This window comes from Frankia sp. CoWAU3 (assembly GCF_977971855.1).
Genome location: NZ_CDWWXB010000093.1, coordinates 1 through 12,409, shown reverse-complemented (window position 1 = coordinate 12,409; position 12,409 = coordinate 1). Strand labels below are relative to the sequence as shown.

At 69.1% G+C, this 12,409-nt stretch carries 9 protein-coding genes and 1 pseudogene; 6 read left to right on the top strand and 4 right to left on the bottom strand.

Annotated elements, in window-relative coordinates; all coding sequences use genetic code 11:
* The first annotated feature begins 105 nt into the window (after nt 1–105).
* From AC08ON_RS10340 to AC08ON_RS10330, 3 genes and pseudogenes are all read left to right on the top strand, one after another.
* Complete coding sequence (locus tag AC08ON_RS10340) at nt 106–1,743, top strand: LCP family protein (RefSeq protein ID WP_476607388.1); 1,638 nt, start codon at nt 106–108, stop codon at nt 1,741–1,743.
* Nucleotides 1,744–1,996: 253 nt separating this feature from the next.
* Nucleotides 1,997–2,758 (top strand): 3-hydroxyacyl-CoA dehydrogenase, encoded by a 762-nt coding sequence (locus AC08ON_RS10335; protein ID WP_476607387.1) that lies wholly within the window; start codon nt 1,997–1,999, stop codon nt 2,756–2,758.
* A 251-nt stretch (nt 2,759–3,009) separates the two neighbouring features.
* Nucleotides 3,010–3,966 (top strand): annotated as a pseudogene (locus AC08ON_RS10330) (PP2C family protein-serine/threonine phosphatase); the annotation flags it as partial.
* Between the two features lie 104 nt (nt 3,967–4,070).
* Here the strand turns inward: AC08ON_RS10330 and AC08ON_RS10325 are convergent.
* Nucleotides 4,071–4,688, bottom strand: a complete 618-nt coding sequence (locus tag AC08ON_RS10325) for a MerR family transcriptional regulator (RefSeq protein WP_476607385.1) — start codon at nt 4,686–4,688, stop codon at nt 4,071–4,073.
* Nucleotides 4,689–4,728: 40 nt separating this feature from the next.
* Nucleotides 4,729–6,573 (bottom strand): MFS transporter, encoded by a 1,845-nt coding sequence (locus tag AC08ON_RS10320; RefSeq protein ID WP_476607384.1) that lies wholly within the window; start codon nt 6,571–6,573, stop codon nt 4,729–4,731.
* A 190-nt stretch (nt 6,574–6,763) separates the two neighbouring features.
* Between AC08ON_RS10320 and AC08ON_RS10315 the strand changes: the two genes are divergently transcribed.
* Entirely contained in the window at nt 6,764–6,985 is a 222-nt protein-coding gene (locus tag AC08ON_RS10315) for a hypothetical protein (protein WP_476607383.1), read from the top strand.
* Between the two features lie 48 nt (nt 6,986–7,033).
* Here AC08ON_RS10315 and recD2 read toward each other — a convergent pair whose 3' ends face one another.
* Together recD2 and AC08ON_RS10305 are read right to left on the bottom strand one after the other, a co-directional pair.
* The gene (gene recD2 / locus AC08ON_RS10310; RefSeq protein ID WP_476607382.1) at nt 7,034–9,253 is read right to left on the bottom strand and encodes an SF1B family DNA helicase RecD2; all 2,220 of its coding nucleotides are present in this window, start codon (nt 9,251–9,253) and stop codon (nt 7,034–7,036) included.
* 264 nt (nt 9,254–9,517) lie between these two features.
* Nucleotides 9,518–10,180 (bottom strand): TetR/AcrR family transcriptional regulator, encoded by a 663-nt coding sequence (locus AC08ON_RS10305; protein WP_476616861.1) that lies wholly within the window; start codon nt 10,178–10,180, stop codon nt 9,518–9,520.
* Nucleotides 10,181–10,276: 96 nt separating this feature from the next.
* Between AC08ON_RS10305 and AC08ON_RS10300 the strand changes: the two genes are divergently transcribed.
* Complete coding sequence (locus AC08ON_RS10300) at nt 10,277–11,128, top strand: 3-hydroxybutyryl-CoA dehydrogenase (protein WP_476607380.1); 852 nt, start codon at nt 10,277–10,279, stop codon at nt 11,126–11,128.
* Between the two features lie 83 nt (nt 11,129–11,211).
* Nucleotides 11,212–12,375: an acyl-CoA dehydrogenase family protein gene (locus AC08ON_RS10295; RefSeq protein WP_476616860.1), complete on the top strand. Its 1,164-nt coding sequence runs from the start codon at nt 11,212–11,214 to the stop codon at nt 12,373–12,375.
* Nucleotides 12,376–12,409: the final 34 nt, after the last annotated feature.

Below are 12,409 nucleotides of genomic sequence, written 5' to 3'. Positions count from 1 at the left end.
CACCCAACTCGGCTGAACCCCTCATAAGGGAGCATGAAACCATTCGTGTTACTTTCCGTGCCATGCCGGACCCTGCTCGCCGGACCGCTCAAGGAGAGGCGGGAAGTGACCGCACCGCACCCGCAGAACGACGCCGCCGACCACGCGCGGGTGCTTCCGCCCCGGCTCGACCCGCGGGGATCGGGGTCCGGCCGGTCGGGATCCGGGTCGGCACGCGGCGGACGGTCGGCTAGGCGTCGCGGGTTGCGGGTCTTCCTGGCCTGCGTGTCCTGCCTCGTGTTCGTGGCCACGGTGGGGGGCTGGGCCGCGTACTTCTATGTCGACGGCAAGGTCAACCGGGTCGACCTCGGCCTCGGTTCGGGCGGCGACTCCGGCGGGGTGGGGACCGCGAACTACCTGCTGGTCGGAACCGACAGCCGCGCCGGTACCAACGGTAAGTACGGAGACGCGCCGGGCCAGCGCTCCGACACGACGATCCTCGCGCACCTGACGAAGGATGGGACCACCACCATGGTCTCCTTCCCCCGCGACATGTATGTGCTGATCCCCGAGTACACCGATGGGGCCGGCAAACGTCACAAGGCCTGGCACGACAAGTTCAACGCCGCGATCTCCGTAGGCGGCCCGTCGCTGTTGGTGCAGACGGTGCAGAGCCTGACCGGCCTGCAGGTCGACCGCTACATCTCGATGGACCTGGAGGGTTTCAAGGAGATCACCGATGCCATCGGCGGTGTCCAGGTCTGCATCAAGCCGTCGGACGCGAAACCGAGCCGCTACCAGGACGACCGCGGGCGGTGGCGGATGAGCACGAACACCAACGACCCGATGAGCGGATTCGTCGGTGGGCCCGGGACGATCCAGCTCGGCGGCGACCAGGCCCTGGCCTTCGTTCGCCAACGCCACGGCCTGCCGGACGGCGACTTCGACCGCATCCGCCGGCAGCAGCAGTTCATCGGCTCGATGTTCCACAAGATCATGGCAGACGACACCCTGACGAACCCGATCAAGGCCCAGAAGCTGGTATCGGCGGCAGCGAGCGCGCTCACCCTCGACAACCACACCAGCATCGCCGACCTGCGCAGCCTCGGCACCCGAGTCCGCGGGCTGGCCACCGGGGGCCTCCAGATGCAGACCGTGCCCGTCCACGCGCCGACCCGTGCCGAGGGGGCGATCGACGACAACGGCAACATCCGCCTGCACGGAGTCCCCTCCTCCGTGCAGTTCTACCGGCCGGACGACCTGCAGCGCATCGTCGCGCCGATGGGTGGCAAGGCCGAGGGCGCGAGTTCTACCATCGACGCCGGGAGCGGGGGGACCGGTCCGGCGCTCGCTCCCGGCGCCGCCGCCGCGCCCTCCCAGGTCCGGGCCGCCGTCTACAACGGCTCGTCGCGGGCCGGACTCGCCTCCAAGGTCACCGAGCAGCTGACTGCCAAGGGCTTCCACGCCCGCAACGCCGGCAACGCCTCGGTCCTCACCCACGAGACCTCCCGGGTGGTCTACGCCCCCGGGCAGGAGGCCGAGGCGAACACCGTCGCCGCGGCGGTGCCCGGCTCGGTCCTGCTCGCCGATGCGAGCATCACCGGTGTCCAGCTCGTCCTCGGCTCCGGCTTCACCGCGGTGGTGACGCCGAGCGTGACGGCCGGTAGGGCCGCGCCTGCGCCCGCACCGGCGGCGGCCGGACCCGCCGCCGGACCGGCGCCGCCGGGAGCGCCCTCGCCGGGCCCGCCCACCTGCACCTACTGATCCTCCTGGTCCCACCGGGCCCGGTCCCAATCCGCGCCAACCGGTGGGCAGCGCGGAGCTGGCGGCCCACGGGAGCGCTGTCCGCCCGCGCGGCTTGCACTACTCTTCCGGGGTGCGCACGTCTTCGGGGGTGTGCACGGATGGCCGCCTCCCCTGGTCGCCGGTCGGGGGACGGCCGGCTCGTTCCCCCAGCTCCACCCCGCACAGCCAAGGCCGCGCCTCCGGCCGATGTCCCTCCCGGAGAGGAACTCACGTGCAGATCACGGATTCAGTCGCCGTGGTGACCGGCGGGGCTTCCGGCCTCGGCCTTGCCACCGCCACCCGGCTCATCGACGCTGGTGCCAGCGTGGTCCTCCTCGACCTCCCGTCCTCGAACGGCGCGGCGGTCGCGGAGAAGTTCGGCAGTTCGGTGCGATTCAGCCCCGGCGACGTCACCTCCGAGCAGGACGTGACGGCAGCCCTGGACGTAGCGGCCGAGCTGGGCCCGCTGCGCATCGCCGTCAACTGCGCCGGCATCAGCAACGCCGCCAAGACGCTGAGCAAGGAAGGGCCGTTCCCACTGGCCATCTTCGAGCGGGTCGTCAAGGTCAACCTGATCGGCTCGTTCAACGTCATCCGACTCGCGGCCGAGCGGATCAGCAGGACCGAGGAGATCGACGGTGAGCGTGGCGTCATCATCAACACCGCGTCCGTGGCGGCGTTCGAGGGCCAGATCGGGCAGGCCGCCTACTCGGCGTCCAAGGGCGGCATCGTCGGCATGACGCTGCCGATCGCCCGCGACCTCGCCGGTCTGAAGATCCGCGTGGTGACCATCGCCCCCGGCCTGTTCGACACCCCGCTGCTCGCCTCGCTGCCGGAGCCGGCTCGCGTCTCTCTCGGCCAGCAGGTCCCGCACCCCTCGCGCCTGGGCTCCCCCGACGAGTACGGCCTGCTCGCGACCCAGATCATCGCGAACCCCATGCTCAACGGCGAGACCATCCGCCTCGACGGTGCCATCCGGATGGCACCCCGCTGAACGGGTTCACAGCGCCGCGAGCTGCTCGGCGAGGCGCGCGATCGAGGTCTCGGCGGCCGGGTCCGCCACCGGGTCAGCGCGTCCATGCTGGCTGGTGAGGACCCCTGGAAGCAGGCTCCGGCGGGTTCGGTCCGGACCGCTCGCGGGTAGACAGACACCCATGCGGCCCGGCCAAGGCGAGATCCCCGGGCGGATCTCCCGGGGGTGCTGAGGTGCTGAGGGTGCTGCGCTGGTTCGCCCCAATCGCCCCGATGCTCATACTCGCCCTGGTGGTCGGACTGCAACTGAGCAACCAGAAATGGAACGTGATCGGACTCGCGATTCTGAGCCCCATGCTCGCGGCCACGTTCGCCGGACCCCGGCTGACCGCAGGCTACGGGGTGGCGGCGGTCCTGGCGGGCATCCGGCTGGGTCTGCACGATGACCTGTTCGGCCGGAGCGGCGGTGGCCCGACGGCCCAGGTGGTCCGGCTGGTCGGGGTCACGGCCGGCGGAGTGATGGCCGTCCTGGTCAGCCGGTACAACATCCGACGCGAGACGAAGCTGCAGAACGTCACTCGGGTGGCCGAGGTGGCGCAGCAGACGATCCTCAGTCCCGTCCCGTCCCGTCCCGTCCCGTCGTCGTCCGGCGGGCTGCGGTTCGCCGTCCGCTACGAGAGTGCCACCGTGGAGGCCATGATCGGTGGGGATCTGTACGAGGTCGTCGACAGCCCGTGGGGAACCCGCCTGCTCATTGGTGACGTACGGGGCAAGGGGCTCGACGCCGTGCGGATCGCGAGCCGGGTGCTCAGCTGCTTCCGGCTGATGAGTCGACGCACGGGCGACCTGCGCGATCTGCTGGCGAACCTCGACGCGGAGGTCGCCGATGCCAGCGGCCTGGACGACTTCGTCACCGCGGTCGTCGGGCAGGTCGACGGCAGCCGTCTGACGCTGGCGAACGCGGGACATCCCGATCCCGTTCTCGTTCGTGCCGGGCAGGCGGATCTGCTCACTGTCTCGTCCAGGCTGCCACCGCTCGGGCTGATCACGGACGGGAGCAACGTGACGGACGCCGTGCTGCGGGCGGGGGATCGCCTGCTGTTCTACACCGACGGCATCACCGAGGCACGCGCCCTCACGACCGGCGCCTTCTTCCCCCTGCTGCCCGCGGCCGAGGCCGCGTTCGCCCACACGTCACTCGACGAGGCGCTGACCGATCTCGCCGACCGGGTCCGGGACTGGACGCGATCGACGCTGAACGACGATGTGGCGCTCCTCGCGGTCGAGGTTCCCAGACCGACCCGGCACGCCGGCCCAACCCGACGATCGGATGATCACTGGGAGCTGTCGGCGACCCCCCTGGCCAGCCGGTCCGCCCGCTCGATCCGTTCGTCGATCTCGTCACGGAAGGCCACCAGCCGGCTGATTTTCTCGTCGATCTCGACGCGGAGCCTCCGGTATGCCGACGTGCCCTCGGTCAGCAGCCGGATGCGGTCCGCGTCGTCGGACGCCGCATGATACTCCTGCCGGACCTGGGCGAGACGATCCTCGTAGGCGAGGATCGTGCGGATCTCGTCCAGGTTGAAGCCGAGCAGCGTCTGCAGCTCGCGGATGCGCCGCACCCGGACGAGGTCGGAATCCGCGTACAGCCGGTTCCCGCCCAGGGTGCGCCCGGACGGGGTGAGCAGCCCCACCTCCTGGTAATACCGCAGGGCCCGCACCGAGACGCCCAGTTCCTGCGCGGCCTGACCGATCCCGCGCAGGCCACGAGCCGCATCCTTGACCGCGCTCTTGGCTGCACTCTTGACCGGGCTCTTGGCCGCGTCGCCGTCCCGCACCAGGCAATTGTTCCGCACGGCGCCATCGGCCCGCACGGCGCCATCGGCCCGCACGGCGCCATCGGCCCGCACGGCGCCATCGGCCCGCACGGCGCCATCGGCGGCTCTGATCATCGACGTCAGGGCCTTTCTCACGCTCGGCCCAGCCCGCGTCCTATCGCTCGGCGGCCAGGGGGCTGCTCGGAAGAGCGCTCCCGGCACCGTCCTCCATCGCCGCGATGTCGCCCGCGCCGGCCAGCCCCTCGGCCGTCTCTTCAAGCAGCGGACGGCGCACGTGCGGCCGCTGCTTCCCGCGCAGCCAGGAGAAGCCCGCGGCGACCAGGCAGGCGACGGCAGCGAAGGCGAAGGCGAGGCGCAGACCGTCACCGAACGGCCCGGAGATGAGGTTCGGGAAGAAGGTGTGCCCGGTGAGGAAGTCGGCCTTCGCCGGGTCGAGCTGCGACAGGGTGTCCGGGCCGAGCAGTCGCTCGGTGGGGTTGTACCCGAGGAACGCGGCGAACAGGCTGCCGATCGGCGGCAGGTTCGCCAGCTCGTGCGCCTTCGCCGGGGAGACGCCCTGCCCGACAAGTCCGGAGTACATGGCGTCCGGAAGGCTGGCGGCCAGCCCGAGCGCGATGATGGTGAAGAAAACACCGATGGACAGCACGCTGGCCGAGTTCTGGAACGTGTTGAGCATGCCGGCACCGGCACCGCGCTGGTTGGGCGGCAGGGTGTTCATCACGCTGCTGGTGTTCGGCCCCGCGAACAGGCCCATGGACAGGCCCATGGACAGGCCCATCAGCAACAGGATCAGCGCGAACCACGGATAGTCGAAGTCGATGGGAATGGCGTCGAACAGCAGGAACACCACCGCCGTGATCACCAATCCCAGGGTGGCGAACGGACGCGCACCGTAGCGGTCCGCGAACCGGCCGGCCAGCGGCCCCGCCACCAGGAATCCGACGGTCACCGGAATCAGGTAGATGCCGGCCCACAGCGGGGTCTTCTCGAAGCTGTAGCCATGCAGCGGCAACCAGATCCCCTGCAGCCAGATGATCAACATGAACTGCAGACCACCACGGGCGAGCGCGCCGAGCAGAGCCGCGATGCTGCCCATGGTGAAGGTCCGGCTCCGGAACAGGTCCAGACGGAACATCGGGTCGGCGGAGCGCAGCTCGATGACGACGAAGCCGATCAGCACCGCGAGACCACCGAACAGGCAGCTCAGCACGAACGGCTTGGTCCAGCCCATCGTGTGAGCGCCATAGGGCTGCAGCCCGTAGACGATGCCGGTCAGGATCGCGATGAGGCCGACCGCGAACGTGATGTTGCCGGCCCAGTCGATCCGGGCCTGGGTGCGCGCCCCGTTGTCGCGCAGCTTCAGGTAGGCCCAGACCGTCCCGAAGATGCCGAACGGCACCGAGACGAGAAAGACCAGATGCCATTCGACCGGCGCCAGCAGACCGCCGATCAACAGCCCCAGAAATGATCCGACGATCGCCGCGACGCCGTTGACCCCCAGGGCGAGCCCGCGTTCGTCCTCCGGGAAGGCGTCAGTGATGATCGCGCTGGAGTTGGCGAAGAGGAAGGCACCGCCCACGCCCTGCAGCACCCGCATGATGATGATCCACCAGGCGGCTGCCGTGCCATGCATCCAGGTGACGGCGAGCAGGATCGAGAACAGCGTGAAGATCGCGAAGCCGAGGTTGTACATCCGCACCCGGCCGAACATGTCGCCGACCCGCCCCAGACTCACCACGAGCACCGAGGTGACCAGCAGGAATCCCATCAGGATCCAGAGGAAGTACGCGGTGTTCTCCGGTGCGAGCGGGTCTATCTCGATTCCCCGGAAGATGTCCGGAAGGGCGATGAGAAGAATCGAACTGTTGATCGTCACCATCAGGATGCCAATGGTCGCGTTCGACAGCGCGATCCACTTGTAGTTGTCCGGACCGGGCCGGGCCAGGACCTCGTCGGCCTCAAGCGACAGAGTGCCGGCGGCGGTGTCGGAAGGCGTCACCGCACGAAGGTAGCGCCTCCATCTAACGTCAGCGGTAGATGTGACATGGTTCATAGCGGTCGGAGGCCGATATACGCCGTTGTGGGCGTCGGCTTCGCGACCGGGGATTGCCAGCCTGCCGACCGGGCGCCCCCGTCTCCGGACCAGGTAGGGGTCCGGGGCACGAACGCCGACGAATGAGGAGACGACGATGCTGCTCGCCGAGGAACTTCTCCTGCTCGCGGGCCCGGCCCGTCTACTCGATGTGGTGGCACCCGAGCGCGCGTCCCGCGGGCACGCGAAGGAGCGGATCCGGACGGCGACCGACCTGACGCCGGTCGCCCCGATCGTCAAGAAGGTCATCGCGGAAGCGGAGGCAGCGGTCATAGCCGCGGCAACCAGCGTGAGCCTGGGCGTGGCGGCGTCGAGCTGACCGTGTCGCCGTTACCGTTACGAGCCGGTGGTAGGTGGTGTTCACCAGTCACCCGCTACGCAGCCGGTGGTCGAGCGCGGTGTGCCGCTGGCCGTGACCGGCGGCCCGCACCGCCTGGCCGATCGCCCGGCGGGATCCCACCAGCACGACCAGCTTCTTCGCCCGGGTGACGGCCGTGTAGAGCAGATTGCGTTGCAGCATCATCCAGGCGCTGGTGGTGAGCGGGATGACGACCGCGGGGTACTCACTGCCCTGGGAGCGGTGGATCGTCACCGCGTAGGCGTGGGTCAGCTCGTCGAGTTCCCCGAAGTCGTAGTCGATGTCCTCGTCCTCGTCGGTCCGGATGGTGAGCGTCTGGTTCTCCACATCCAGCGCGGTGACCACGCCGAGAGTGCCGTTGAAGACTCCACTCGCGCCCTTGTCGTAGTTGTTGCGCACCTGCGTAACCTTGTCGCCGACCCGGAACGTCCGGCTACCAAAGCGCCGCTCGGCCACGTTCGGGCGGGACGGCGTCAGGGCCTCCTGCAGCAGGGTGTTCAGCGCGCCGGCCCCCGCCGGGCCGCGGTGCATCGGGGTCAGCACCTGCACGTCCCGGCGCGGATCGAGCCCGAACTTCGCCGGAATCCGCCGGGCGACCACCTCCGCGGTGATTTTCGCCGCCTCCTCCACCTCCTCCGCGGCGAACAAGAAGAAGTCGGGCAATCCCCGGACCAGCGGATAGTCACCACGGTTGATGCGGTGCGCGTTGGTCACCACCCCGGACTCGGTCGCCGCTCGGAAGACCTGGGTGAGCCGGACATGCGGGATCGGCGTCCCCTCGGCGAGCAGGTCGCGTAGCACCTGGCCGGCACCGACCGACGGCAGCTGGTCGACGTCGCCGACCAGCAGCAGATGCGCGCCGGGCGGAACCGCCTTGGCAAGCTTGTTCGCCAGTAGCAGGTCGACCATCGACGCCTCGTCGACGACGATCAGGTCGGCGTCGAGCGGGCGGTCCCGGTCGAAGGCGGCGTCACCTCCCGGCCGCAGCTCCAGCAGCCGGTGCACCGTCAATGCCTCGTGCCCGGTCAGCTCGGTCAGCCGCTTCGCGGCCCGGCCGGTCGGCGCGGCGAGGATCACCTTCGCCTGCCGGGCCAACGCGAGCGTCACGATGGAGCGGACGGTGAAACTCTTGCCGCAGCCCGGTCCGCCCGTCAGCACGGCGACCCTGGACGTCAGGGCAAGCTGCACCGCATCGCGCTGGGCCGGCGCGAGCTCGACCCCGGTCCGCTCCCGCAGCCAGCCCAACGCCCGGTCCCAGTCCACCAAGGCGAAGGCGGCCAACCGGTCCGCGCCGGTATTCAGCAGGCGGCGCAACTGGCCAGCAACGGAGATCTCGGCCCGGTGGAACGGCACCAGGTAGATCGCGGCCGTCGGCGTCGCCGGATCCTCGCTTGGAACCTCCTCCCGGACGACCCCGTCCTCGGCAACCAGCTCCCCCAGGCACTCGATGACGTCACCGGTGTCGACCTGGAGAATCTGCACGGCGTCGCTGATGAGCCGGGGCTCGGGCAGAAAGCAGTGGCCACCGCCGTCGGTGGCCTCGGACAGCGTGAACAGCAGGCCAGCCTTGATCCGCTGCGGGCTGTCATGCGGAATCCCCACCGCCTTCGCGATGGTGTCCGCGGTGCGGAACCCGATGCCCCAGACGTCCGTGGCCAGCCGGTAGGGCTCATTGCGCACCACACCGATCGACGCGTCCCCGTACTGTTTGTAGATCCGCACCGCCAGCGAGGTGGACACACCCGCCCCCTGAAGAAAGACCATCACCTCCTTGATGGCCTTCTGTTCCTCCCACGCCTCGGCGATCGCCCTGGTACGCTTCGGGCCGAGCTTCGGCACCTCGATGAGTCGTTCCGGCTCCTTTTCGATGACGTCCAGCGCCGCGACCCCGAAATGCTCGACGATGCGTTCGGCCAGGCGCGGACCGATGCCCTTGATGAGGCCCGAGCCGAGATAGCGCTGCACGCCCTGGACGGTCGCCGGCAGCACGGTCGTGTAATCCTCGACCTGGAACTGGCGGCCGTACTGCGGATGCGAACCCCATCGCCCCCGCATCCGTAGCGACTCCCCCGGCTGCGCGCCGAGCAACGCCCCGACGACGGTCACCAGGTCACCGCCACGCCCGGTGTCAACCCGCGCGACCGTGTAGCCGGTCTCCTCGTTGGCATAGGTGATCCGTTCCAGCACCGCATCGAGGACCGCGCCGCGGAAGGGTTCGCGTCCGGTCATGGTAGCCGCCGGGACGCCGGGACGATGAGAATCACCGCTTCCTCGGGGTGGGACAAGACGATCTCCAGCTTCGGATGGGGTAGCAGGGTAACGGACCGAGCGGGGCAACGAGCAGAGCAGCCGGGCGGGCGGTGTCCGCCCCGGACCGTGTGCCCATCCTGCCCTTCGGTCGATCGCCACCGTTCCCCGGTGCGGTCCGAGGCGTCCCCTTCCGTGACCAGTACCGCGAAGTAGGTCCGCCGGCATCCCTTTCAGACACCCTCGCTAGCTCAAGGGGCGCCGCTGTTCCTCTTCAAGTGCCCGACACAGCCGGGTGACCACGGCGTCCACGCCGGCGGAGGTGCGGAATACGACAACGGCTGTCCCGGCTTCAGCAGGTGTTTCGAGATGCTCGAGCGCCACCTCCATCGCACGGTTGAACTCCTCGCCGGGGGAGGTGGTCTCGCCTCGGAGCCAGCGTCGGAGCACATGGTTGTGGGCGGTGACGATGGCCGCGGACACCAGCTCGGCACGCAGGGCGCCGTCGGGCGCGTTGCCCATCCAGTCACGCAGGAACCTGGCGAACAGGCGCTGATACTGCCGGATGCCGGCCACCTCGCGGGCGCGCAGTGCAGGGACGGTGCTGGTCAGGCGGTAGCGGGCGCGGGCGAGCCCGCCCTCGGCGAGGTAGTGCTGCAGCACTATGCGGGCAGCCTCCGCGAGAGCGAGCCCGCGGGTCTCTGGAGCGGCGGTCGCAAGCCGGGCTTCGATGTGGCCGAGCAGCACGTCGTGCTCGGGAAAGATCACGTCCTCCTTGGACCGGTAGATCCGGAAGAACGTCGTCCGACCGACGCCCGCGCGTTGCGCGATGTCGTCGACCGTCGTGCCCTCGAAGCCATGCTCCTCGAAGAGCTCGAACGCCGCCGCGACGAGCCTGTCCTTGGCCAAGCGGGCCGGCTGCTGCTCCACAGCACCGAAATTACTTGGTGGTACGTAGTTCCACAACTATGATACTGCGTACCAACACCGTGGAGGAGGAGCCAGGTGAACGCCATCAACAAGGTCGGTATCGTCGGCTGTGGCCTGATGGGTGCCGGGATCGCCGAGGTCTGCGCCCGTGCCGGTAAGGACGTGGTCGTCGTGGAGATGACCACGCCCGCCGTGACCGCTGGACGGCAACGCCTGGAGACATCACTGTCCCGCGCGGAGAGCCGCGGCAAGGTGGCCAGCGCCACGGAAGTACTCGAACGCATCCAGGTCGTCGAGGACATCGAGGCCCTGGCCGACCGCGGCCTCGTGGTGGAGGCGATCGTCGAGGACGAGACCGCCAAGTCCACGCTGTTCAAGCGACTCGACGACGTCGTCAAGGACCCGGACGCGGTGCTGGCCTCCAACACCTCCTCCATTCCGATCATGAAGCTCGCCGTGGCCACCGAACGGCCCACCCATGTCCTGGGTATCCACTTCTTCAACCCGGTCCCGGTGCTGTCCCTGGTCGAACTGGTGCCGAGCCTGCTGACCGACCCGGAGACGACCGAGCGGGCGCGGGCGTTCGTGCAGGACGATCTGGGCAAGCACGCCATCGACTGCCAGGACCGGGCGGGCTTCGTGGTCAACGCCCTGCTGATCCCGTTCGTGCTCTCGGCGATCCGGATGCTGGAGTCCGGGTTCGCCACGGCCGAGGACATCGACCAGGGACTGGTCCGTGGTGCCGCCCACCCGCAAGGACCGCTGGCGCTGGCTGACCTGATCGGGCTGGACACCACCAAGGCAGTGGCCGAGTCGCTGTACGAGGAGTTCAAGGAACCCCTCTATGCGCCGCCGCCGCTGCTGGCCCGCATGGTCGACGCCGGCCTGCTGGGTCGCAAGACCGGCCGCGGCTTCTACACCTACTGAGCGCCCTACACCTACTGAGCGCCCTAGTAACTCTTCTGCACCTACTGAGCGCCCTGGCAAGCGACCTAGTGAGCGAGGAACCCATGACCGCCACCGACTTCGACCTGTACCGACTCAGCGACGAGCACCTCGAGTTGCGCGACGCCGTGCGCACCCTGGCCTACGACAAGATCACGCCGTACGCCGCCGACGTCGACGCCCACAGCCGGTTCCCGCAGGAGGCCTACGACGCGCTGGTGGCCTCCGACTTCCACGCGCCCCACGTCCCTGTCGAATACGACGGCGTCGGCGCCGACGCGCTCGCCACCTGCATCGTCATCGAGGAGGTCGCCCGCGTCTGCGCGTCCTCCTCGCTGATCCCCGCCGTGAACAAGCTCGGCAGCCTCCCGCTCATCCTCGGCGGCACCGACGACCTGAAACAGCGATACCTCCCACCGCTGGCCCGCGGCGAGGCCGCCTTCTCCTACGGCCTCTCCGAACGTGAGGCCGGCTCCGACACCGCTGCGATGAAGACCCGCGCCGCCCGCGACGGCGACCACTGGGTGCTCTCCGGGCAGAAGTCCTGGATCACCAACGCGGGGATCTCCGAGTACTACACCGTGCTCGCCGTCACCGACCCCGACGGCCGACGCGGCGCCAACATCAGCGCTTTCATCGTGGAGAGCTCCGACCCGGGCTTCTCCGTCGGCAGCCCGGAGAAGAAGCTGGGCATCAAGGGCTCTCCGACCCGCGAGCTGCTCTTCGACGACTGCCGCATTCCCGAGGATCGTCTCATCGGCGAGCTCGGTCACGGCCTCCGGCTGGCGCTGCGTACTCTCGACCACACTCGGGTGACCATCGGTGCACAAGCCATCGGCATCGCCCAGGGCGCACTCGACCTCGCCCTGAACTACGTCAAGGAGCGCAAGCAGTTCGGCAAGCGCATCGCGGACTTCCAGGGGATCCAGTTCATGCTTGCCGACATGGCCATGGCGCTGGAGGCCGCGCGCCAGATGGTGTATGTCGCCGCCGCCAAGTCCGAGCGGGGGGACGCCGACCTCACGTTCTTCGGCGCCGCCGCCAAGTGTCTGGCGTCGGACACCGCCATGCAGGTGACCACCGACGCCGTACAGCTACTCGGCGGCTACGGCTACACCCAGGACTTCCCCGCCGAACGGCTCATGCGGGACGCCAAGATCACCCAGATCTACGAAGGTACCAACCAGATCCAGCGCATCGTCATGGCCCGCCAGCTCCTCGCCGGCTAACTCCGCTGGCCCTACCTAGCGGGAGTTTCCTAGA

Coding starts and splice junctions, on each gene's coding strand:
- AC08ON_RS10325 (WP_476607385.1), bottom strand. CDS start 4,688: ATGATCAGAGCCGCCGATGGCGCCGTGCGGGCCGATGGCGCCGTGCGG.
- AC08ON_RS10315 (WP_476607383.1), top strand. CDS start 6,764: ATGCTGCTCGCCGAGGAACTTCTCCTGCTCGCGGGCCCGGCCCGTCTA.
- recD2 (WP_476607382.1), bottom strand. CDS start 9,253: ATGACCGGACGCGAACCCTTCCGCGGCGCGGTCCTCGATGCGGTGCTG.
- AC08ON_RS10295 (WP_476616860.1), top strand. CDS start 11,212: ATGACCGCCACCGACTTCGACCTGTACCGACTCAGCGACGAGCACCTC.